The 20,979-nt window shown below is 58.5% G+C and carries 21 protein-coding genes and 1 pseudogene; 14 read left to right on the forward strand and 8 right to left on the reverse strand.

What is annotated here, in order from left to right; genetic code table 11:
* Positions 1-96 precede the first annotated feature (96 nt).
* The gene (locus IAI51_RS09595) at positions 97-2,940 is read left to right on the forward strand and encodes a class I adenylate cyclase (protein ID WP_187678249.1); all 2,844 of its coding nucleotides are present in this window, start codon (positions 97-99) and stop codon (positions 2,938-2,940) included.
* Between the two features lie 7 nt (positions 2,941-2,947).
* On the opposite strand, the gene rnk is transcribed toward IAI51_RS09595, so the two are convergent.
* From rnk to cyaY, 3 genes are all read right to left on the reverse strand, one after another.
* On the reverse strand, positions 2,948-3,358 hold the full coding sequence (rnk, locus tag IAI51_RS09600) for a nucleoside diphosphate kinase regulator (RefSeq protein ID WP_187678250.1): 411 nt from the start codon (positions 3,356-3,358) through the stop codon (positions 2,948-2,950).
* A gap of 128 nt (positions 3,359-3,486) precedes the next feature.
* Entirely contained in the window at positions 3,487-3,708 is a 222-nt protein-coding gene (locus IAI51_RS09605) for a DUF1289 domain-containing protein (RefSeq protein WP_187678251.1), read from the reverse strand.
* A 4-nt stretch (positions 3,709-3,712) separates the two neighbouring features.
* A complete protein-coding gene (gene cyaY / locus IAI51_RS09610) occupies positions 3,713-4,045 on the reverse strand; it encodes an iron donor protein CyaY (RefSeq protein WP_187678252.1) in 333 nt (110 codons plus the stop codon).
* Positions 4,046-4,365: 320 nt separating this feature from the next.
* On the opposite strand from cyaY, the gene lptM reads away from it, so the two are divergent.
* Genes lptM through IAI51_RS09640 form a run of 6 tightly spaced genes read left to right on the forward strand, consistent with a single transcriptional unit; the run spans position 4,366 to position 8,975 of the window.
* Positions 4,366-4,539 carry an LPS translocon maturation chaperone LptM gene (gene lptM / locus IAI51_RS09615; protein ID WP_042561715.1) on the forward strand — a complete coding sequence of 58 codons (174 nt, stop codon included), beginning with the start codon at positions 4,366-4,368 and terminating at the stop codon, positions 4,537-4,539.
* Positions 4,540-4,548: 9 nt separating this feature from the next.
* Positions 4,549-5,796, forward strand: a complete 1,248-nt coding sequence (lysA, locus tag IAI51_RS09620) for a diaminopimelate decarboxylase (RefSeq protein ID WP_187678253.1) — start codon at positions 4,549-4,551, stop codon at positions 5,794-5,796.
* A gap of 3 nt (positions 5,797-5,799) precedes the next feature.
* Complete coding sequence (dapF, locus tag IAI51_RS09625) at positions 5,800-6,630, forward strand: diaminopimelate epimerase (RefSeq protein ID WP_187678254.1); 831 nt, start codon at positions 5,800-5,802, stop codon at positions 6,628-6,630.
* A gap of 13 nt (positions 6,631-6,643) precedes the next feature.
* Complete coding sequence (locus IAI51_RS09630) at positions 6,644-7,369, forward strand: DUF484 family protein (protein WP_187678255.1); 726 nt, start codon at positions 6,644-6,646, stop codon at positions 7,367-7,369.
* A 2-nt stretch (positions 7,370-7,371) separates the two neighbouring features.
* Positions 7,372-8,271 (forward strand): tyrosine recombinase XerC, encoded by a 900-nt coding sequence (xerC, locus tag IAI51_RS09635; RefSeq protein ID WP_187678256.1) that lies wholly within the window; start codon positions 7,372-7,374, stop codon positions 8,269-8,271.
* Complete coding sequence (locus IAI51_RS09640) at positions 8,268-8,975, forward strand: HAD family hydrolase (RefSeq protein ID WP_187678257.1); 708 nt, start codon at positions 8,268-8,270, stop codon at positions 8,973-8,975. Before xerC ends, IAI51_RS09640 begins: the two co-directional genes overlap by 4 nt.
* A gap of 129 nt (positions 8,976-9,104) precedes the next feature.
* On the opposite strand, the gene sutA is transcribed toward IAI51_RS09640, so the two are convergent.
* From sutA to glnK, 4 genes are all read right to left on the reverse strand, one after another.
* Complete coding sequence (gene sutA / locus IAI51_RS09645) at positions 9,105-9,431, reverse strand: transcriptional regulator SutA (protein ID WP_187678258.1); 327 nt, start codon at positions 9,429-9,431, stop codon at positions 9,105-9,107.
* A 101-nt stretch (positions 9,432-9,532) separates the two neighbouring features.
* Positions 9,533-9,958, reverse strand: coding sequence for a secondary thiamine-phosphate synthase enzyme YjbQ (locus tag IAI51_RS09650; protein ID WP_100846853.1), 426 nt, complete (start codon positions 9,956-9,958; stop codon positions 9,533-9,535).
* 215 nt (positions 9,959-10,173) lie between these two features.
* On the reverse strand, positions 10,174-11,511 hold the full coding sequence (locus tag IAI51_RS09655) for an ammonium transporter (RefSeq protein ID WP_007920417.1): 1,338 nt from the start codon (positions 11,509-11,511) through the stop codon (positions 10,174-10,176).
* Between the two features lie 37 nt (positions 11,512-11,548).
* On the reverse strand, positions 11,549-11,887 hold the full coding sequence (glnK, locus tag IAI51_RS09660) for a P-II family nitrogen regulator (RefSeq protein WP_002555808.1): 339 nt from the start codon (positions 11,885-11,887) through the stop codon (positions 11,549-11,551).
* Positions 11,888-12,300: 413 nt separating this feature from the next.
* Here glnK and IAI51_RS09665 point away from each other — a divergent pair, with 413 nt between their 5' ends.
* The 4 genes and pseudogenes from IAI51_RS09665 to IAI51_RS09680 form a co-directional block, all read left to right on the forward strand.
* Positions 12,301-12,561: an accessory factor UbiK family protein gene (locus tag IAI51_RS09665; RefSeq protein WP_007920416.1), complete on the forward strand. Its 261-nt coding sequence runs from the start codon at positions 12,301-12,303 to the stop codon at positions 12,559-12,561.
* Between the two features lie 364 nt (positions 12,562-12,925).
* Complete coding sequence (locus IAI51_RS09670; RefSeq protein WP_187678259.1) at positions 12,926-13,438, forward strand: Bro-N domain-containing protein; 513 nt, start codon at positions 12,926-12,928, stop codon at positions 13,436-13,438.
* Between the two features lie 193 nt (positions 13,439-13,631).
* On the forward strand, positions 13,632-14,177 hold the full coding sequence (locus tag IAI51_RS09675; protein ID WP_316249760.1) for an N-acetyltransferase: 546 nt from the start codon (positions 13,632-13,634) through the stop codon (positions 14,175-14,177).
* Positions 14,178-14,773: 596 nt separating this feature from the next.
* Positions 14,774-15,625 (forward strand): annotated as a pseudogene (locus IAI51_RS09680) (YifB family Mg chelatase-like AAA ATPase); the annotation flags it as partial.
* Between the two features lie 319 nt (positions 15,626-15,944).
* On the opposite strand, the gene IAI51_RS09685 reads toward IAI51_RS09680, so the two are convergent.
* On the reverse strand, positions 15,945-16,469 hold the full coding sequence (locus IAI51_RS09685) for a hypothetical protein (RefSeq protein ID WP_187678260.1): 525 nt from the start codon (positions 16,467-16,469) through the stop codon (positions 15,945-15,947).
* 628 nt (positions 16,470-17,097) lie between these two features.
* On the opposite strand from IAI51_RS09685, the gene IAI51_RS09690 reads away from it, so the two are divergent.
* From IAI51_RS09690 to IAI51_RS09700, 3 genes are all read left to right on the forward strand, one after another.
* Positions 17,098-17,235: a hypothetical protein gene (locus IAI51_RS09690; protein WP_187678261.1), complete on the forward strand. Its 138-nt coding sequence runs from the start codon at positions 17,098-17,100 to the stop codon at positions 17,233-17,235.
* 164 nt (positions 17,236-17,399) lie between these two features.
* On the forward strand, positions 17,400-18,344 hold the full coding sequence (locus IAI51_RS09695; protein ID WP_187678262.1) for a hypothetical protein: 945 nt from the start codon (positions 17,400-17,402) through the stop codon (positions 18,342-18,344).
* A 531-nt stretch (positions 18,345-18,875) separates the two neighbouring features.
* Complete coding sequence (locus IAI51_RS09700) at positions 18,876-20,909, forward strand: hypothetical protein (protein ID WP_187678263.1); 2,034 nt, start codon at positions 18,876-18,878, stop codon at positions 20,907-20,909.
* The last annotated feature ends 70 nt before the right edge of the window (positions 20,910-20,979 follow it).

A 20,979-nucleotide genomic window follows, 5' to 3' on the forward strand; every position in this document is an offset into this window, starting at 1 on the left:
AACAAATTCAGCTTAAAACTCCCGCTGCGCAAAGGCTAAACTGCCCCCCATTCCGAGACCCTCTTCGTCCGAGCCTGCGAGCCGGTTTGAGCTGACATGACGCGCACCCACGAAATCCGCCCCGATCTGGACGAGGGAATCGACCGCAAGGTTCTCAGCCAGCTACGCGCACGTTTTCTCAAACTCAATGAAGTTCGTCTTGGCCGCGCGCTGGAAGGCTTGTCGACGCGTCAGCAAGGCGTACTGACGCTGCTGCCGCTGTTCTTCCACGTCAACCATCCGCTGCTGCCGGGTTATGTTTCGGGCAGTACGCCCGCCGGCCTGTCGAATTATGAGCCGGATGCCAATACCCTTGCCGAAGCCCAACGCCTGACCCGCTCGTTCTCCTACAAGCCGCGCCACGGCAGCAACCCGCCGCGACCGATTCACGGACTGTTCCTGATGGGCAGCCTCGGCACGCTGGCTCAGGCAGATCAAAGCGATATGGACGTGTGGGTCTGCCACGCACCGGACCTGAGCGAAAGCGAACTCGCGGAACTGCGCAAGAAATGCCAGTTGCTCGAAACCTGGGCGGCGAGCCAGGGCGCGGAGGCGCACTTCTTTCTGATTGATCCGGTGCGCTTCGTCAAAGGTGAACGCGACAGTCAACTCAGTTCGGAAAACTGCGGCACCACCCAGCACTATCTGCTGCTGGACGAGTTCTACCGCACTGCGATCTGGCTGGCCGGGCGCACACCAATCTGGTGGCTGGTGCCGGTTTACGAAGAAAGCGCCTACGACCTGTACACCCACACGCTGCTGTCCAAGCGTTTCATCCGCGCCGACGAAACCCTCGACCTCGGGCATCTGGCGACGATTCCGCCGGGTGAGTTCATCGGCGCCGGCTTGTGGCAGTTGTTCAAGGGCATCGAGTCGCCCTACAAGTCGGTGCTCAAACTGCTGCTGACCGAGGTCTACGCCAGCGAGCACCCGAAAGTGCAGTGCCTGAGCCTGCGCTACAAGCAAGCGGTGTTCGCCAACCAGCTCGATCTGGATGAACTTGACCCGTACATGGTCGTGTATCGGCGCATCGAGGAATACCTCACTGCGCGCAACGAGCCGGAGCGACTGGAACTGGTGCGCCGTGCGTTGTATCTGAAGGTCAACCGCAAGCTCACCGGCAGCAGTCGCAGCCAAGGCTGGCAGCGTTCGCTGCTGGAGCGCCTGGCCAATGAGTGGCATTGGGATCAACGACAACTGGCGCTGCTCGACAGCCGCAGCCAGTGGAAAGTCCGGCAGGTCAGCGCCGAGCGCCGCGCGCTGGTCAACGAACTCAATTACAGCTACCGCTTCCTGACCCAGTTCGCCCGCACCGAACAGACCGTCAGCCTGATCAACAAACGTGACCTCAACGTCCTCGGTCGCAGGCTGTATGCAGCGTTCGAGCGCAAGGCTGACAAGGTCGAGTTCATCAACCCAGGCATCGCTCCGGATCTGGCCGAAGACACCCTGACCCTGGTGCAATCGCGTAACAAGAAGGAGCCGGGGCAAACCCAGTGGGGCCTGTACAACGGCAGCCTCACGGCGCTGGAGTGGGAACATTTCGCGCCGATCAAGCGCAGCCGCGAATTGCTCGAACTGCTGACATGGTGTCACCGCAACGGCGTGATCGACAGCAGTACCCGGCTGGCCCTGCACCCCGGCAACAGCGACCTGAGCGAGTTCGAACTGTTCAACCTGCTCGGCAGCCTGCAACAAAGCATTGCCCTGCCCTTGCCCACCGTTGCCGAAGAACCTTTGCTGCGCGCCGCGGTGCCAAGCGAGGTGCTGATTCTGGTCAACGTCGGGGTTGATCCGCTCAAGCATCACCGCGACCTGAACATCCTGATGACCACCGAGCGCACCGATTCGCTGAGTTACGCCGGGGTGCGCGAAAACCTCGTGCTGACGCTGGATCAGGTCACGCTTAACAGCTGGAATGAAGTGCTGGTCAACCGTTTCGATGGCCCCCACGCCCTGCTCGATTGCCTGCGTGATTACCTCAACAACTTGCCGCTCGGGCCGTTACAGCCGTCGTTGAAGGTGCGCTGCTTCTGCCACAACCGTGCGCATTTCATCGCCCGCCGCGTGGAAGAAATCGTCGATACCGCGCAAAACCTGTTGCTCAGCGAATTGAACCATCGTTACCTGATTCAGGTGCAGCAGCACTATCACGTACTGGAATTGGTGCCAGGCCAGGTCAACCACGTCGCCCTCGCGACTCTGCCGGCCTTGCTCGATTACCTCGGTGAAGAACAGGCGCGCTACAGCCCGCTGCATCTGGATCCGATGGCGCTGGAAGATCACGACCTCGCGTTGATCCTGCCGATGGGCCAGCCGGAATCCATTCAAGTGTTCTACCGGATTACCGAGCAGCAAGCCGAGTTGTATGTGCTGGATGAGTTCAACGCCTTGTGGCAACAGCATTTGCCGTATCACGACGAACAAAGCCTGCTGGTGCCGCTGCAGCGTTTCCTGCAGTCGATCCAGTATCGGCGCGAAGCTTCACTGCCGATGGACGCCGCCCCCTCGGCCCGCCTCGAAACGTTGTATTACCAGTTATTGCCTTCAGGCCCGGGACGGGCGCGACGGGTCGAAGCACGGCCAGCGCCGCAGACACCGGTCAACAAACCGTTCTACGACGTGCAGGCGATTGTCGGCAAAGCCGCACCGGGGGAAGTGCAGGTCACCTTGTATTGCAATCAACGGGAATTCAGCGAGCTGGAACATGGCGACCAACTGTTCAGCGTGGTCGCACGGGAGATCGTCGAGCAGCGCCGCGAGACCGAACGCTATCGCTGCTACATCACCGACCTGGACCTCTCGGGCCTGCTCGGTGATGGTCAGAGCTCAAGCAATCTGTATCTGCGCTACAAGGCGGACCTGGAGCGCGCCCTGAACGAGGCACTCGAACAGGCCTGAGGCGGGGTTATTCCGGAAACGCGCCACCGTTGGCCGGCTGCGATTCGACTTCGAGCAAGGTCAATTTCAGGGTCTTGCCGCCCGGTGCGGGCCAGTCGATGTGTTGACCGACTTTCAGGCCCAGCAGTGCGCTGCCGACCGGTGCCAGAATCGAGATTTTGCCCTCATCGGCGTTGGCATCCTTGGGATAGACCAGCGTCAGGTGATAGTCCTTGCCGCTGCCTTCTTCGCGGCAGTGAACACGGGAATTCATCGTCACGACATCGGCGGGCACTTCATCGTGGCTGACCAGGGTATCGGCGCGGTCCAGTTCGGTTTGCAACGCAATCACGCCCGGCAGCGAGTCATCCAGGCTGTCGATCAGGCGCTCCAGACGTTGCACGTCCAGACGGGTAAGGGTGATGGAAGGTGCGGTCATGATCCGGGCAGACTCCTTTCTTCTGCACACTAAAAAAGCAAAACCCCGCCAAAAAAGACGGGGTTTTCACCAGGCCTCGATGGGTTGAGGCGTGTTCGGACACTATCACAGCTCAAAAAATATACAAGTCACGCCCCGGTGGTGCGGCGTTGCTGTGCCTGGGTGACGATCACCCGACGGCGCTCATCATCCGCCGAGCGCCACTCGCGAATGTCTTCGACATGCCGGAAACAGCCGAGGCAGACCTTTTGCTCATCCAGCCGGCACACGCCGCTGCACGGCGAAGGCACCGCCGGGCTGATGTTGCTGTAAAGCGGCTTGGGCGGACGAACGGGAGCGGTGTCAGTCACAGAATCACAGACCTTCGAAATCGAATTCGGCGCCGGCCTGTTGCTTGACGATACGCTCAAGCATCTCGCCCAGTTGCTCTTCGCTCTTGTCGCACATCCAGCGTTCGCTTTCTTCGTCGTAGTCGAAGTGGAAACCACCTGACACGGCTGCCAGCCAGAGCTGGCGCAGCGGCTCCTGACGGCTGAAGATCAGCTGCGAGCCGTTCTCGAACTTGACCGTCAGGACACCGGCCGAGCTCTCCAGATCGATATCCAGATCGCTTTCGTCAAAGATGTCTTCCAGCGTTTGCTGGGTGGCATCGACCAGATCGTGAAAACGGGCTTCGGTCAAACTCATTGTGGCAACCTCAAAAAAATGTCTGCTCAGGCTCAAGCGCCGAAAGATACGGACGCTGCTTGCCGATTGCAAAGGATACCGACCAAGTACCTGTTGGCCCTTCCAACAACGCCCCTGTGGGAGCGAGCCTGCTCGCGAAAGCGGTGTGCCAGGCAGCGAGCCTGTTGAACTTGCCGGCCCCTTCGCGAGCAGGCTCGCTCCCACGGGTAATAATGATGCACTTCTCAGGAGCCCCGCCGGACGGGAACCCCGTCGCATAGGCAAGCTGCCGGGTGGCCGGTATACTCCGGCGCAATTAACGCATTTTCAAGGATTTCGCCATGAAGCGCCTGATCTCTTCCCTTGCTGCGCTCGTCGCGGTTGCCTGCCTTGTCTCGGCCTGCGGTCAAAAAGGCCCGCTGTACCTGCCCGATGACGATCAGGACCCGGCCGAGCAAGCCCAGTCTTCGCAAAAGCAGCCTGCTTCCAAAGCACACAAGCACGACGTTTACTAAGGGATCGCCATGGACGCTTTTAACTACCGTGGCGGGGAGCTGTTCGCGGAAGGTGTGGCGCTGTCCGCCATCGCCGACCGCTTCGGCACTCCCACCTATGTTTACTCGCGCGCGCACATCGAAGCCCAGTACCTGGCCTTCGCCGATGCGCTGGCCGGCATGCCGCATCTGGTTTGCTTTGCGGTCAAAGCCAACTCCAACCTTGGCGTGCTGAATGTCCTGGCCCGTCTCGGCGCCGGTTTCGACATCGTCTCCCGGGGTGAATTGGAACGCGTACTGGCCGCTGGCGGCAGCGCCGACAAGATCGTGTTCTCCGGGGTCGGCAAGACCCGTGACGACATGCGTCGCGCACTGGAAGTCGGCGTGCATTGCTTCAACGTCGAATCCACCGACGAGCTGGAGCGCCTGCAAGTCGTGGCCGCCGAGCTGGGCGTTCGCGCGCCGGTCTCGCTGCGCGTCAACCCGGATGTCGATGCCGGCACCCACCCGTACATTTCCACCGGTCTCAAAGAGAACAAGTTCGGCATCGCCATCGCCGACGCCGAAGACGTGTACGTGCGCGCCGCGCATCTGCCGAACCTGGAAGTGATTGGTGTCGACTGCCACATCGGTTCGCAGTTGACTACATTGCCGCCGTTCATCGACGCCCTCGACCGTCTGCTGGATCTGGTCGATCGCCTCGGCGATTGCGGCATTCACCTGCGCCACATCGATCTCGGTGGTGGTTTGGGTGTGCGTTATCGCGATGAAGAGCCGCCATTGGCCGGTGACTACATCAAAGCCGTGCGCGAGCGTCTGGACGGTCGTGATCTGGCACTGGTGTTCGAACCGGGCCGTTTCATCGTCGCCAATGCTGGTGTGCTGCTGACGCAAGTCGAGTACCTCAAGCACACCGAACACAAAGACTTCGCCATCGTCGACGCGGCGATGAACGACCTGATCCGCCCGGCGCTGTACCAGGCGTGGATGGACGTCACCGCGGTCAAACCCCGCGACACCGCTGCGCGTAAATACGACATCGTCGGCCCGATCTGCGAAACCGGTGACTTCCTCGCCAAGGACCGTGAGCTTGCGCTGGAGGAAGGCGACTTGCTGGCGGTGCATTCGGCCGGTGCCTACGGTTTTGTGATGAGCTCCAACTACAACACCCGCGGCCGTGCCGCCGAGGTGCTGGTGGACGGTGACAAGGTCTTTGAAGTGCGTCGCCGCGAAACCGTGGCTGAGCTGTTTGCCGGCGAAAGCCTGCTGCCGGAGTAACCCATGCTGCTGCGTTTTACCAAAATGCACGGCCTGGGCAACGACTTCATGGTTCTCGACCTGGTCAGCCAGCACGCGCATATTCAGCCCAAGCACGCCAAACAATGGGGCGACCGGCACACCGGCATAGGTTTCGACCAATTGCTGATCGTCGAGGCGCCGAGCAATCCGGACGTGGATTTCCGTTATCGGATCTTCAATTCCGACGGCTCCGAAGTGGAGCAGTGCGGCAATGGTGCGCGCTGCTTCGCCCGCTTCGTGCTCGACAAGCGGCTGACCGCCAAACGGCAGATCCGCGTCGAGACCAAGGGCGGCATCATCGAACTGGACGTGCGTAACGACGGCCAGATCGGCGTGAACATGGGCGCCCCGCGCCTGGTGCCGGCGGACATTCCGTTCGAAGCACCGGCGCAGGCCGCAAGCTATCAACTGGAAGTAGACGGCACCACGGTCGAACTGGCCGCCGTGTCGATGGGCAACCCACACGCCGTGCTGCGCGTGCAGGACATCAACAGCGCGCCGGTGCATGAACTGGGGCCGAAAATCGAACACCATCCGCGCTTCCCGGCGCGGGTCAATGTCGGTTTCCTCCAGGTTATCGATCGCCACCGCGCGCAACTGCGCGTCTGGGAACGCGGCGCCGGGGAAACCCAGGCCTGTGGCACCGGCGCTTGCGCTGCGGCTGTTGCAGCCATCAGTCAGGGGTGGATGGATTCGCCGCTGTTGATCGACCTGCCCGGCGGGCGTCTGTCCATTGAATGGGCAGGCCCTGGCCAACCGGTGTTGATGACCGGCCCGGCAGTGCGTGTATACGAAGGACAAGTGCGTCTTTGAGTGAGCAGAAACCATGACCGATAAGCCCCAGGTACCCGCCCGACAGTCCGACGAATCAGCGTCCGAGAGCCTGGAGGCGGCAGCGGTTGCCGCGTACCTGGAGGCTCATCCGGACTTCTTCGTCGAGCACGAAGAACTGCTGCCGGCCATGCGCATTCCTCACCAGCGCGGCGACACCGTATCGCTGGTCGAGCGCCAGATGACCATTCTGCGCGAGCGCAACATCGAGATGCGTCATCGCCTCTCGCAGTTGATGGACGTAGCGCGCGACAACGACCGCCTGTTCGACAAGACCCGTCGCCTGATCCTCGCCCTGATGGACGCCTCCAGCCTGGAAGACGTAGTCATCAGTGTCGAAGACAGCCTGCGCCAGGACTTTCAGGTGCCTTTTGTCAGCCTGATCCTGCTCGGCGACAACCCGGCACCCGTTGGCCGTTGGGTCAGCCACGCCGATGCACAAGTCGCTATAGGCGGCCTGCTCACCGAAGGCAAAAGCGTCAGCGGCACCCTGCGCGAGCATGAGCTGGACTTTCTGTTCGGCGAAGAACAACGCAAGCAGATCGGTTCCACCGCCGTGGTCGCTATCAGCCACCAAGGCATCCACGGGATTCTGGCCATCGCCAGCCGTGACCCGCAGCACTACAAGAGTTCGGTCGGTACGCTGTTCCTCAGCTACATCGCCGAAGTCATGGGCCGCGTGCTGCCACGGGTCAACAGCTCCCTGCGCTCGGTACGCTGAACATGGAACGACAACTGGACGCTTACTGCGAACACTTGCGCAGTGAGCGGCAGGTGTCGCCGCACACGCTGTCGGCCTACCGCCGCGACCTCGATAAAGTCCTCGGCTGGTGCGTCAAACAGAACATCAGCAGTTGGGCCGCGCTGGACATCCAGCGCCTGCGCAGCCTGATCGCTCGCCTGCATGCGCAAGGCCAATCCTCACGCAGCCTCGCCCGATTGCTCTCGGCAGTGCGCGGGCTCTATCACTATCTCAATCGCGAAGGTCTGTGCGACCACGATCCGGCTACCGGACTGGCACCGCCGAAAGGCGAACGCCGCCTGCCGAAAACCCTCGACACCGACCGTGCGCTGCAATTGCTTGAAGGCGCGGTCGAGGACGATTTTCTCGCGCGGCGTGATCAGGCGATTCTGGAATTGTTCTACTCCTCCGGCCTGCGTCTGTCGGAGTTGACCGGGCTCAATCTCGATCAGCTCGATCTGGCCGACGGCATGGTTCAAGTGCTCGGCAAAGGCAGCAAGACCCGTCTGTTGCCGGTCGGCAGAAAGGCCCGCGAAGCCCTCGAACAGTGGCTGCCGTTGCGCGCCATGACCAATCCGGCAGACGACGCCGTTTTCGTCAGCCAGCAAGGTCGGCGCCTCGGGCCACGGGCGATTCAGGTGCGGGTCAAACTGGCCGGTGAGCGTGAACTGGGGCAGAACCTGCACCCGCATATGCTGCGGCATTCCTTCGCCAGCCACTTGCTGGAGTCCTCGCAAGATCTGCGCGCGGTGCAGGAGCTGCTCGGGCACTCGGACATCAAGACCACGCAGATCTACACCCACCTGGACTTCCAGCATCTGGCGGCGGTCTACGACAGCGCCCACCCACGGGCCAAACGCATGAAAGGCGACGATTCATGAGCATCCAGTTGATCACCTTCGATCTCGACGACACCCTGTGGGACACCGCCCCGGTGATCGTCAGCGCCGAAGCGATTTTGCGTGAATGGCTGAGCGAACATGCGCCGAATCTGGGCGCGGTGCCGGTGGAGCATTTGTGGTCGATCCGCGAGCGAGTGCTGGCCAACGAGCCGGGACTCAAACATCGCATCAGTGCGCTACGTCGGCGGGTGCTGTTCCATGCGCTGGAAGAGTCTGGCTACGGCCATGGCGAGGCGTCGGAGCTGGCAGACAAGGGCTTTGAAGTGTTCCTGCATGCGCGGCATCAGATCGAGGTGTTCCCCGAAGTCGAGCCGGTGCTGGAGATTCTCGCCAACCATTACGCACTCGGCGTGGTCACCAACGGCAACGCCGATGTGCGCCGATTGGGGCTGGCGGATTACTTCAAGTTTGCCCTGTGCGCCGAAGACATCGGCATCGCCAAACCGGATGCGCGACTGTTTCACGAGGCGTTGCAGCGCGGTGGCGCCACGGCCGAAACCGCCGTGCATATCGGTGATCATCCGGGGGATGACATTGCCGGGGCGCAACAGGCAGGGTTGCGCGCGGTGTGGTTTAACCCGGCGGGCAAGGTCTGGGAAGCGGAGCGCTTGCCGGATGCCGAGATTCGCAGCCTGACCGATTTGCCAGCGGTGCTTGCCCGCTGGAATGCCACCTCAAACTGACACTTAGACCCCTGTGGGAGCGAGCCTGCTCGCTCCCACACGGGAACTGCATTCACTTCAGTTCCTTTATTTCGCCCATGAAAAAGCCCGCAGCGACGGCGGGCTTTTTCAGCAAGCAAGCGGCACGCCTCAGATAGGGCGGCTGCCGTACTTGTTGTCCGGCTTCTTGGGCGGATCGGCGACCACATTGGCCTCCACTTCCTGCACTTTTCCGCCTCGCGACAGGAACTCTTCCATGGCCTTGGCCAGGGCGTCGCGCTCCTTGTTCTTGGCTTCAATGCTCGGCAACTCATCTACCGACACCGCAGCCTTGGCTTTGCCTTTGGCAGCCGGGACCGGCGCATCGTCACCGCCATCGTCGTCAGCAACGTCTTCCGCTGCTGCTTCCAGGCCTTCCTCGGCCTCGTCTTCGTCGCCTACTTCGAGGTCGTCGGTTTCCAGATCATCGTCGCTCATGTTCTACCTCATGACTTGCGAAAAGCAGATTAGTTATAGACCAGCTTTGGCAACTGTCGAAAGTCGCCGTTAAAAAATCATTCACCGCTGCTGACCAGCGGCTATGCCCCTTCACCGTGCAAGGTGGCGAGGACTTTACGGGCACCGCCATGATCACGGTGCTCGCCCAGATAAACGCCTTGCCAGGTTCCCAGTGCCAGTCGCCCTGCCGAAACCGGCAGACTGATCTGGCAGCCAAGCACGCTGGCCTTGAAGTGCGCCGGGAGGTCGTCCAGGCCTTCGTCGTTATGCTCATAGCCGTCTGCTCCTTGTGGGATCAGACGATTGAAAAATCGTTCGAAGTCGCGACGAACCGCCGGATCGGCGTTCTCGTTGATGGTCAACGACGCCGAGGTATGCTGCAGCCACAAATGCAACAGACCGACCCGACATGCCTTGAGTTCAGGCAGGCCGGCGAGTAACTCGTCCGTTACCAGATGAAAGCCCCGGGGTCTTGCCCGCAGGGTTATCAGAGTCTGTTGCCACATACAGTTCTCCGCACATTCGGGGCGCATTCTAGCGCGCTCTGGGAAAAAACAAAGGCCCTAATATTCCTGCAACGGTGTAAGCCATTGCCCGCAGAAAAACACCCTTCGTAAACTCGACCAAAGCCGTACGAAAAATCCTTTCAGCTTGTCCTTCAATGACAAATTCCAGACAAAAAAATGCCCGGCGAACCGGGCAAGTTTTTTAGTGCGCGTAATTACAGGTTGTAGCCGCGTTCGTTGTGTTGTGCCAGATCGAGGCCAACCGACTCTTCTTCCTCGGTTACACGCAGACCCATCACGGCGTCCAGAACCTTGAGGATGATGAAGGTGACGATCGCGGTGTAGATCACCGTGAAGCCAACGCCTTTGACCTGAATCCAGACTTGCGCACCGATATCGGTAACGGTGCCGAAGCCACCCAGAGCCGGCGCCGCGAACACACCGGTCAGAATCGCGCCGAGGATACCGCCGATGCCGTGTACGCCGAATGCGTCGAGGGAATCGTCATAACCGAGTTTGCGTTTCAGGGTGGTGGCGCAGAAGAAGCACACCACGCCCGCCGCCAGACCGATCACCAGTGCGCCCATCGGGCCCACGGTACCGGCAGCCGGAGTAATCGCCACCAGACCGGCAACCACACCCGAGGCGATGCCCAGAGCACTTGGTTTGCCGTGGGTGACCCACTCAGCGAACATCCAGCCCAGCGCAGCCGCAGCGGTCGCGATCTGGGTGACCAGCATCGCCATGCCGGCGGTGCCATTGGCCGCCGCAGCGGAACCGGCGTTGAAGCCGAACCAGCCGACCCACAGCATCGCCGCGCCCATCAGGGTGTAACCGAGGTTGTGCGGTGCCATCGGGGTGGTCGGGAAGCCTTTGCGCTTGCCCAACACCAGGCAGGCAATCAGACCGGCCACACCCGCGTTGATGTGCACCACGGTGCCGCCCGCGAAGTCGAGCACGCCCCAGTCCCACATCAGGCCGCCGTTGCCGGACCAGACCATGTGCGCGATCGGTGCGTAAACCAGGGTGAACCAGATGCCCATGAAGATCAGCATCGCGGAGAACTTCATCCGCTCGGCGAACGCGCCGACGATCAGCGCCGGGGTGATGATCGCGAAGGTCATCTGGAAGGTGATGAACACCGCCTCAGGGAACAGCGCCGCTGGGCCGGTCAGGCTCGAAGGCGTGACACCGGCGAGGAACGCCTTGCCCATGCCGCCGAAGAACGAGTTGAAGTTGACGACGCCCTGCTCCATGCCGGTGGTGTCGAACGCAATGCTGTAGCCATAAATGACCCACAGGATGCTGATCAGACCGGTAATGGCGAAGCACTGCATCATCACGGAAAGAATGTTTTTCGAGCGAACCATGCCGCCGTAGAACAGCGCCAGGCCGGGGATGGTCATGAACAGCACGAGGGCTGTGGAGGTGAGCATCCAGGCAGTGTCGCCGGAATTGAGGACTGGGGCCGCCACTTCGTCTGCCGCCATTGCAAGGCTTGGCATTACGATGGACAACAGGGCTCCTAGCCCTGCGAATTTACGCAGAGTCATATTGTTTTCTCCTGGGGCGTTGGGTTTGTGGCGGCTTTTAAATCGCGTCGGTATCGGTTTCGCCGGTACGGATACGAATCGCCTGTTCCAGATTGACCACGAAGATCTTGCCGTCACCGATCTTGCCGGTGTTGGCAGCCTTGGTTATCGCCTCGATAACACGATCCAGATCCTTGTCGTCGATGGCCACGTCGATTTTCACCTTGGGCAGAAAATCGACCACATATTCCGCGCCGCGATACAGCTCGGTGTGACCCTTCTGCCGGCCGAAGCCTTTGACTTCAGTAACGGTAATGCCCTGCACGCCGATTTCGGACAGCGACTCGCGCACGTCGTCCAACTTGAACGGCTTGATGATGGCAGTGACTAGCTTCATGAAACTCTCTCCCGAATTGGTGGACTTGCCCCAGGAAAACAAACCCGACTCAAGTCTAAGCGCAGTGCCTGGCTTTGTAACGCATCGTCGGCCTTGACCGCCCGACTGACGCCAGCTAACCGCATCAGACGAAACTCCCCGTTCCGCCTGCCGCACTGCATTCGTCACAGCGACTGCATCAGTGCATGGGTCACAGGTGACTAAGCAGAAACCTTGCCATCTCGCCAAAACCCACTGATTTCAATCCCTTGGCCGCTGCCGCAGGCACTCCCGTGCAAAAGGCGTCGCGGATACGCACAACAACGGTGCGTCGCCGTCCGTCCGCCTGCGCGAAAAGCGTGCATCCCTGCCTGCGAGATTGACTATAGACACTGCGTGATACACTGCCCGCCATTGTTTTCAGGACATTCCCCATGCTCGCGCCCAAAGACTTCCTCGACGCCCTGAGCGGCACCGCCTCCCGTCTGTTCAGCGGCGACACACCGCTGCCGAAAGCCGAAATCGAAAGCCAGTTCAAGATGCTGCTGCAAAGCGCGTTCAGCAAACTCGATCTGGTGAGCCGGGAAGAGTTTGATAGTCAGATGGTCGTGCTGGCCCGCACTCGCGCCCGCCTCGAAAGCCTCGAAGCGAAGGTGGCCGAGATGGAAGCGAAGTTGACTCCGCCAGCCGAGTAACCCTGCTCCCCCTGTAGAAGCTGCCGAAGGCTGCGATCTTTTGATCTTCAGCCCTTCAATGATCTCGGCAACGTCCTACAACCTGAGTGACCGCCGTCCGATTGCGTCGAAAAGCCCCGGTTCCTAAGCTCACCCGATGCTGAATGTTCAGCACCGGGTTTGGCGACCTGGAAATCCTCGACGCAAGACGACCACATTCGTACAGGGCGCTTTTCCCCTCTCGAGTTATGGCGGCTTTGCGTGGGAGACCTTCGGGTCTGCCGGATTTCGGGGTTCCCGGTTCGCCAACCTGCGCATAGCTGCCACCCTTTTCGTTTGGCGACGATTAGAGGCAGTTTCTTCACTCAACCCTGAGAACTGCACCATGGAAGAAACCTATTTAAAGCCGTACATCTTCACTCGCCACAAACTCCCCCTCCACGCCCTCCTGATCCAGAACCAGCCCTGGTTCTCCGCCCGCGACCTCGGGCGCTTACTCCACATCTACCTAAACGAACGCATCCTGCGAAAACTCGACCCCGACCAACACCAAACCCGCAAAACCCTGATCCACAACCAAATCGAAAACACCCTGCTGATCAGCGAATCCGGCGTCTACGCCCTCCTCGTCTACCACTACTGCCCCGAATACCGAGCCTTGCGCGAATGGCTCACCCACCAAGTCATCCCCACCCTGCGCGACACCCAACACCCCACCACAAGCGAACGCCCACAACTGAGCCTGCTCAACTGGCCGGACATGACATTGAGTTTGCTGCACTGGAATAACCAGCCGTGGATTCGGTTGCAGGATGTGCCACACATGGTGACGGAGCGAGAACAAGTAAACCGCACGGTTGTGAACTCATGGTGGAGAAAGGCTCTGCAATTGATCTAAATTTTTGCGCTGCAACCTCACCAAAGGTCATTTCAGTGATACCACTGAAATGACCTTTTTTGTGTCTTCGTTATCTCCCCCCCTACTCCGAAATCCTCCACTCACAGAAGTAACGTCCTACAAAACGCGTCCCCCACGTCTGATTTCGCTGCCCCCTCTCTGCTGGCTATCTTCTGCGACCAGATCCAAACAGATGAAAACAATGAGAAGGAAAGGCAAAGCAACGGATCTTCGTAACCAGACATTCAGATCAAACTCGCGAAAGATCGCCTACAAATTCTTTCTCAAGGACATTGCCCCGAGAATCCCAAATATTGATGCAGCAGCGGTCAGCTTTGAGCCAATTACTCCAGCAGCGATAAAGCAATACTTCCTTTGGGAGGGGCCAACAATTTTCCCTTGGGATGATGTTGCAGGCTGGAAAAGTAACGATGCGAAAGGTCTGGATTTGGCGATATGGTACAAACAGGTTCTTTGCGGCATGTGCTATGCGACACCGCGCGCAAGCTCTATCTGCTTAAAGGTCGTTCTGTTGGAAGGGCATCCGGACAGGGCGCACCCACTTCGCGGCAGGATCGCGCCGATTGCTCTGCTTGTCGCAGATCACTATGCGCGAGCGTTAGGATGCAAAGAAATCGAGATTCAGGATCCTGATCCGAATGTTGTTTTTTACTACCGAAAACTGGGGTTCGAATTCGACCACACCAACCGGCTTGTCATTTCTGTGAACGGTCAATAACATCGAAATCAACAACCCAATCGCACGAGGTGCGTATGAGCCCAAAAAAGCGAAAGGCAAAGCTTCTTCAGATTGTTGAACTACACCTCGAAGCACTCCGATTGGCTGGGGATATGTCAGCCAACCAACGGCGATTTATCGAAGTTGCTGTTACATGTGGGCCAGAGCTTGAGCCAAGCGGCCCGCTGGCCGGTAGAAGATCCTGAGTCAAAAATAAAAAGGCGTCCATAGGACGCCTTTTTTGTGTTTGGAGGAGTAGTCGCAGCGATTCTTTAGCTCCTGGCTTTACAGCCTTGGGTTCCGAATCCGACAGGCTCGCCCGTCGTCACTACTTCAGAGAAACCAGCTTTCTCTGCTGCCAAAAATGCGGGGGAGCTTTTGCTGGTGCCCAGTCCCGACGAATGCGCAGTTGCAGTCCTCGGACGGGAGGATCCGTCAATGCCGGTCGAGAGTCAACGCTCCAATTCAGGGAAGCAGTGCCACGCCATTGGGTTTTGATACGTCTTGTAAACCTCTATTCCAGCACTGAAACCCGGCTCAACTACCCTTCAAAAACCCGCAGGAAGCGGCCCCCCGATTCAGCTCAAGGAACGACCATGTCCCTCTCCATCGTCCACAGTCGCGCCCAGATTGGCGTGGATGCTCCCGCCGTTACTGTCGAAGTCCATCTGGCCAACGGCCTGCCGTCGCTGACCATGGTCGGCCTGCCCGAGGCGGCGGTGAAGGAGAGCAAGGATCGGGTGCGCAGCGCGATCATCAATTCCGGACTGCAGTTTCCGGCGCGGCGGATCACCCTGAATCTTGCGCCGGCGGATTTGCCCAAGGATGGCGGGCGATTTGATCTGGCGATTGCCTTGGGGATTCTGTCGGCGAGTGTGCAGGTTCCGTGTCTGACGCTGGACGATGTTGAGTGTCTCGGTGAGCTGGCGTTGTCCGGTGCTGTGCGGCCGGTGCGAGGGGTATTGCCAGCGGCACTCGCGGCGCGCAAGGCCGGGCGGGCATTGGTGGTGCCGCGAGCGAATGCCGAGGAGGCGTGTCTGGCGTCGGGGTTGAAGGTGTTTGCGGTGGATCATCTGCTGGAGGCGGTGGCGCATTTCAACGGGCATACGCCAGTGGAGCCTTACGTATCGGACGGTTTGATGCATGCCGCCAAACCCTACCCCGACCTCAACGAAGTGCAGGGGCAAATGGCAGCCAAACGTGCGCTGCTGATTGCGGCAGCGGGCGCGCATAACCTGCTGTTCAGCGGGCCGCCGGGGACGGGCAAGACGTTGTTGGCCAGTCGATTGCCGGGACTGCTCCCGCCGCTGCCTGAATGCGAAGCGCTGGAGGTGGCCGCCATTCAATCCGTTGCCAGTGGCGTACCGCTGACCCATTGGCCGCAGCGTCCCTTTCGCCAGCCGCACCATTCGGCATCAGGGCCGGCGCTGGTCGGTGGCAGTTGTAGGTTTTCGAAATTAATGCGAAAAAATCTAAATTAATGCGACTCAAACGGCCTTACCCGTCTTGCCAGGCTCGCTTGAACTAGCAATCCAAGGCAGAGACCCGACCACCTCTTATCTCTAGTTAGTCCGCTTCACATCGCCCTGTTCACCGCAAAAGTCCCTGAGCTGGTATCTGGCAGACCTTGGTCCTAGTCGTGCACCAATAATCCAGAATATGGCTCACAATCCTTCGTGCTTGCGATCGTTTCCCTGATCCTCTCTTCCCCTAACTTTTTCCTTTGCGGCCATGTGCATTGCAGGTCCCCGTGGCTTATCCGCATGGTCACGGCTTGGGTGGGAGATTCGCCGCGCCGCGATTAAGCAGGTCGAGCAGGACAATTTCGCGGGACTGCTGTGCTTGAGCCAGGCCTACCAGTGCGTTTGCCGCTTCGCGTGCAAGCCGACGTGCGAGAACTCGCTGTTGTGTAGAGATGATGCGACCTTCAGGGCGCCCGTGAACGTAGGTGCATCGCATCTCGTAAAGGTCTAGATACTCCTTCGCTGCACCCGGCTTGACTATGGCGGCACTCAGTCTTGCCGCAACCCTGCGTGTCGGCGATTCGTCGTGATTATCGCCGGTCAGTCGCAGCTTACGCCTGTGATCTGCCTCGTCGCCAAACGCAGCCTCAATCATGATGAGGTGCGCCATCACCTCATCAATACCATCGGAAAGGAATGCACGAACTAGGAAGTGCTCCACCGGAGTTGAGAAAAGTTCTGACGCCTGCGTACCCACTGCAAGCAGCGCCCACCTAGCTTCCAGTACTTCTCGCACATCCTCGGCGGTTGCGCAGGTTCGCACCCACATCGGCCGCTCGTATTCCTCCCACTCGTCGCCGTCCACTTGTTGGTGGCGGTGGCGTCGGGAAAGCGTTCAGGTCATCGTCGAGGTTGTAGATCCACGGTAGCCGGAAACCCCGCCAGTCCACCTCAGTCATTTCGGCCCAGTCTTCCCATGGTACCAGCAGCATTAAGAACAGCGCGCTCTCCACCGCTGCGGGGAAGCGCCCACTGCGGGGAACAATCTCGCCCAAATCTTTGCCGATCGGAAAGTCCAGCCAGGAGAATTCGCGATTAAGCGGCTTGGCCCTCCTTAGAATGGCTATTCAAATGGTTCCTGACGGAAACTACCTTAATGGTGCAGTGCAATAGCCTGCTAAGCAGGAGGAAAAGGCAAAGGTATTGCTCGCTGCATGGCAGTTAGCCACAACGAGCACGGTTTGCGTATGATTTCGAGCTCGCCCTCGCTAGTCCGGCTTCTACATTTCAATCCTTTATTGCAGGTTCAGGAACGCGGGGTATCCACTACCACGATCTGTCAGCTAGGGAGCTCTACTCCATGGACTTGGATCAATTCATTTCGTTAGAACCTGCAGCCTTTAAGAAGTTGATTGAGGGTGGATACGTTGCGAATCATTCCCCAAGGACGATCCTGCATGTCATTTCGCATTGGCGAGCTCTTCGATCAGGTTTACGCCTACCCCAACCCATTCACCAACCGCAATTTCAACGCCACGGAGCTGGAACGCTCAACTCGTCCACCAAAGCAATCGAGCAAAGCTCTTGCTGGATGAAGGCTACCGCGTCGGGCAAGCCAGAGTATAGATGCAGGGCACAGCCTCCAAGACCAACATCGGAAACTGAAGCTGCGGACGCGTAGTCTATGCCAGCGACGACGTGCTTTATTTGACGCCTCGACTATCGTTGGTTGGCTAAAACCACATTAGTCGAGGGCACAATGAAAATGGATACTTTCCGTCGCTGCAAACCTGGTGGTGCTGCACTCCTGGCGATCATTTCGCTCGTGCCCTTTCAATCCGCAAATGCCGCCAAGCTGTTTGGTGGGTGCGGGTTCGATCTTGAATCACTGACCTTCCAAGGTACTGATCTGCAACAGGCAAAATGCCTGCTTAGACCAACACAGCCCGCTGGAGAGTTAGGGCCCAAGTTGCAAACTCTGCCAACCCCCTTTGAGCGCGTCATTGGTGCCCAACTTCAGCTTGATCCAGTCGCCTTTCGCGCGTACTTAAAGTCGTTGCAGCTGGAACCTAACAGCCTTGGTGGAGATATCGACAGTCCAATTGCCCGCTCTGCGGTTGGACCAAGTGCAAAGTACTTTGTCATTCACGACGTCAGCTGGAATCTTTGTGAGGACAAAGCCTCCTTGTCAAAATCCAATCAGCCTGATGCGGACTGGAATCGAATCTCACAATGGGGAAATAACGGTGAGGCTCATCTGTACATTACTCGGGATGGGAAATTAATTAGCCCACAAGGCCGGACATTTGAAACCCCATGGATCGCGACCCGGCTCGAAAAGATAGACAGGAGCCGTACAAGGGGACGGTTTCTGCATATTGAGAACGTCCAATTGCGAACAGTGGCTGCGAAGAAAGGTCAGAAAACAAGGTTCACCGAAGGTGAACGCAAGGGAGAATGCATCAACGATTATATTGCTGAAAAGCCAGGTTTTACCCCTGTTCAGTATCAACGACTTGCATTAGTTTACATCGCTGCAAGCCATCGGGCGGGTCAATGGCTTGTTCCGGCTTATCACCTAGCCGTGGATGACGGCATAAGCGGTGCGCATGATGACCCGCAAAACTTTAATCTCAATGATTTCGGCAGCAAAATTTGTGATCACCTAATAGCATTGGGTAGAAAGGATTGCGCGCCACAATGAAATGGTGCCCCCCGAACGCTTGCCGCCGGGCGGCATTCCGCACGGTGATCCTAGCCCGGATTCGCCCCGGGCCGCTTGCCGCTCTTCGCCACTGGTTGGCAACGCTAGACCTAACGTGTAAAAGCGCTCCAATTCCGCGCCCGTAACCCTCTCAAACACGCTGAACGGGGTCCGTAGTCTTGGTGTCCACGAGGTTCACCAAGGCGGTGCTGTCACCGACATCGTACCGGTGCATTCCGATGTCGATTATCGTCGTCTCGCGGAGGCCTTGAAGCAGGTGGCCATGCACAGTCCGAGCGGAAGCTAATAGACATCCAGCGTTTGCCGGGAGGAAGAGCGCAGTTCTCCTATGCGTTTACGATCACGAAGCCAGATAAGGGCAAACCCAAGCCTGCCATTCCTCCAAAGGCTTGAGGGCTTGAGCGATGGTCGCTCTGAAGGCACTGTTGACATACATCTCCCTAGTCATGAACAAACGATGGCACCGTTTCACAAAAATCTGATGAACGCTGACATCGACTGGAGAAACTGATGGGACCTGCTGAAACCTGCACCAGGATCACGGTGGAGAACACCCTCACGACAGGGCAAATCATGCGGGGTCGATTCGGCGATTTTGATGTGCAGGGCACTTCGATTGAAGCTGACGGTGACCGACTGCTTCTTACCCACAATTTTGAAGGGGCACTAGAGCTTTACCAAAACATAGAGGCACCTGGTCGGCCATTGCGAGAGAAAATGGCTTACGCACTGTGGGCGCTTGGCAACGAGGGAGCCTGGGCGATCCTTGGCGATGGCTTAGACTCGACCACCGAAGACGGCATTGCCATGGAGCTTCGTGCATTTGCCATGATCATGCTCAAATCCGGGGCCAGTGACGAACCTATTGGTAAGCTCGTGGATCGTGTGCTGGCACGTAAGGACCAACTCACATCCGCCCCCCTACTATTGTCATCGGCGATCTACTTGGCCGTATCGATGCGCATGAATCGCGCAGAAGGACTACCACTCTACCCCGCAAGTTGTGCCAAGGCCGTCACCGCGCTCAGGGAAATGTCCAAGCCATACGCTGATTGCATGGAAGCGTTCGCTATGGCGCGCCAAGTATACCGGCATGGGGCGGACTCTCGACCGCTCCAAGATCTTGTTGAACAGATCGAGTTGAAGGAATGCCCAGTGCTCGGCTTTGTGTTCGCCGCAGCGGTACAGGCCAAGAATATTGGGGTGGCTCGGGAGGTGATTTCCGAGTTGTGCACTCGCTTCGTTGGGAATCCAAGTCTCACAGCTACAGTCGCAATGGCCGCAATTCACGCGTGTGATCTGGAGTTACTTGAGGAGTTACCGGAGAATCTTCGTGCAGTCGCCATGTCATTGCCTGAGCTTCAAGTGCTGCAGGCGATGGCAAAGGCGGACACCAATGAGTTGATAGCCGCAGTATTGAAGCTGAAGAATGAAGAAGGCCCCTTCCTCACCGAGGACATGGCCATACATGAGCGTCTCTTAAAAATCACATGGCGACGCTGGGATACAGGTACTTGGACAACACCACATTCGCTGTTAGCTGAATGGGCTGTTCGGATTGTTCCATTATTGCCGGCGGGAGAACTCCGTGACTGGATTCTGGTGGAAGCCGCAGGTATTGGGGGGTACGACCTGAATCCCCTGACCCATTACTATTGTGAACTTTTCAACCGTGAGCCTACATCGACCAACCTCACGCTTATGTATGATGATCTTCCTCTTGATCAGCTTGATAATCATGCACTGACGCAATACATCTTCGATGAGGCTACAGACGAAGACCCGTACTGCTCTCTCCTCGATCCTGAATTTGCTCCGGACCTCGAACCGTTCTTCAAACGAGGGATTGCTGACGCGCTGATTACTAGAGCCGCAGTCCTCAACGGGAACGCCAAGGATAATTATCTGCGGGTGCTCACCCAGTGGGGCCTAATTCGACGGCCAGAGAGTGTCGTTGTATTCGATTTTGAACGCCGCTTGCTGGGATATGATTTGCCTGAAGGAGTACTCGGGCACTTGGAATCGATCCGGGCATCGCTTGGCGGTGCCGGCGGCTCACAGTTGGTGTATTTGCAATCGCAACTCGATAGGTTGTCCGCCGAGATTGCACGGGCGACCCCAGTTGCGGCGGCGGAGGAAACAGTCGCGGTCGCCATTAATGAAATTTTGAGCCTGCAGTCGCACCACCTAAATGAGGTGGGGCTTAAGCGGGTCAGTGCGCTGACAAAGCGATATGGGGCACCCAGCCTGCTTGCTGAGTTGCGCGTGCTGGCCAAGGTTTCAAACACCAACTTGGGAACTAACGTCGTCGACGCTTTGGCGAATCACATGGTTCGCCAGCAGGGAACATTGGCCACACGCCGCAGTTATCTTGCCGGGATTCTCCGCAAGCGACTGGTGAATTTGAAAAGCGTCTGGCTCGACCAGCAGGTTTCCAAGTGCTTGAACCGTGGAATCGACATTGAGCAAATGATCGAGCTGGCCAAAAGGGTTGATACATGGGACGACTGGTCGGCTGGGATTGAAACACTTCGTCCTTACTGAATTGAACGTGTAGACAGGACCAAAGCGGCAGTTCGGGACGAGCTAGGCAAGCGCATTGCCGAAGCTACGC

It is taken from the genome of Pseudomonas sp. N40(2020), from assembly GCF_014472415.1.
Lineage (GTDB): Bacteria > Pseudomonadota > Gammaproteobacteria > Pseudomonadales > Pseudomonadaceae > Aquipseudomonas.

Excerpts from the sequence above, each read along its gene's own strand:
- IAI51_RS09650 (WP_100846853.1), bottom strand. The coding sequence starts at position 9,958 with ATGTGGCAACAGACTCTGATAACCCTGCGGGCAAGACCCCGGGGCTTT.
- lptM (WP_042561715.1), top strand. The coding sequence starts at position 4,366 with ATGAAGCGCCTGATCTCTTCCCTTGCTGCGCTCGTCGCGGTTGCCTGC.
- glnK (WP_002555808.1), bottom strand. The coding sequence starts at position 11,887 with ATGAAGCTAGTCACTGCCATCATCAAGCCGTTCAAGTTGGACGACGTG.
- IAI51_RS09665 (WP_007920416.1), top strand. The coding sequence starts at position 12,301 with ATGCTCGCGCCCAAAGACTTCCTCGACGCCCTGAGCGGCACCGCCTCC.
- IAI51_RS09700 (WP_187678263.1), top strand. The coding sequence starts at position 18,876 with ATGGGACCTGCTGAAACCTGCACCAGGATCACGGTGGAGAACACCCTC.
- IAI51_RS09640 (WP_187678257.1), top strand. The coding sequence starts at position 8,268 with ATGAGCATCCAGTTGATCACCTTCGATCTCGACGACACCCTGTGGGAC.
- lysA (WP_187678253.1), top strand. The coding sequence starts at position 4,549 with ATGGACGCTTTTAACTACCGTGGCGGGGAGCTGTTCGCGGAAGGTGTG.
- IAI51_RS09655 (WP_007920417.1), bottom strand. The coding sequence starts at position 11,511 with ATGACTCTGCGTAAATTCGCAGGGCTAGGAGCCCTGTTGTCCATCGTA.
- sutA (WP_187678258.1), bottom strand. The coding sequence starts at position 9,431 with ATGAGCGACGATGATCTGGAAACCGACGACCTCGAAGTAGGCGACGAA.
- IAI51_RS09695 (WP_187678262.1), top strand. The coding sequence starts at position 17,400 with ATGAAAATGGATACTTTCCGTCGCTGCAAACCTGGTGGTGCTGCACTC.
- cyaY (WP_187678252.1), bottom strand. The coding sequence starts at position 4,045 with ATGAGTTTGACCGAAGCCCGTTTTCACGATCTGGTCGATGCCACCCAG.
- dapF (WP_187678254.1), top strand. The coding sequence starts at position 5,800 with ATGCTGCTGCGTTTTACCAAAATGCACGGCCTGGGCAACGACTTCATG.
- IAI51_RS09630 (WP_187678255.1), top strand. The coding sequence starts at position 6,644 with ATGACCGATAAGCCCCAGGTACCCGCCCGACAGTCCGACGAATCAGCG.
- rnk (WP_187678250.1), bottom strand. The coding sequence starts at position 3,358 with ATGACCGCACCTTCCATCACCCTTACCCGTCTGGACGTGCAACGTCTG.
- IAI51_RS09595 (WP_187678249.1), top strand. The coding sequence starts at position 97 with ATGACGCGCACCCACGAAATCCGCCCCGATCTGGACGAGGGAATCGAC.
- xerC (WP_187678256.1), top strand. The coding sequence starts at position 7,372 with ATGGAACGACAACTGGACGCTTACTGCGAACACTTGCGCAGTGAGCGG.
- IAI51_RS09670 (WP_187678259.1), top strand. The coding sequence starts at position 12,926 with ATGGAAGAAACCTATTTAAAGCCGTACATCTTCACTCGCCACAAACTC.
- IAI51_RS09690 (WP_187678261.1), top strand. The coding sequence starts at position 17,098 with ATGTCATTTCGCATTGGCGAGCTCTTCGATCAGGTTTACGCCTACCCC.
- IAI51_RS09675 (WP_316249760.1), top strand. The coding sequence starts at position 13,632 with ATGAAAACAATGAGAAGGAAAGGCAAAGCAACGGATCTTCGTAACCAG.
- IAI51_RS09685 (WP_187678260.1), bottom strand. The coding sequence starts at position 16,469 with ATGTGGGTGCGAACCTGCGCAACCGCCGAGGATGTGCGAGAAGTACTG.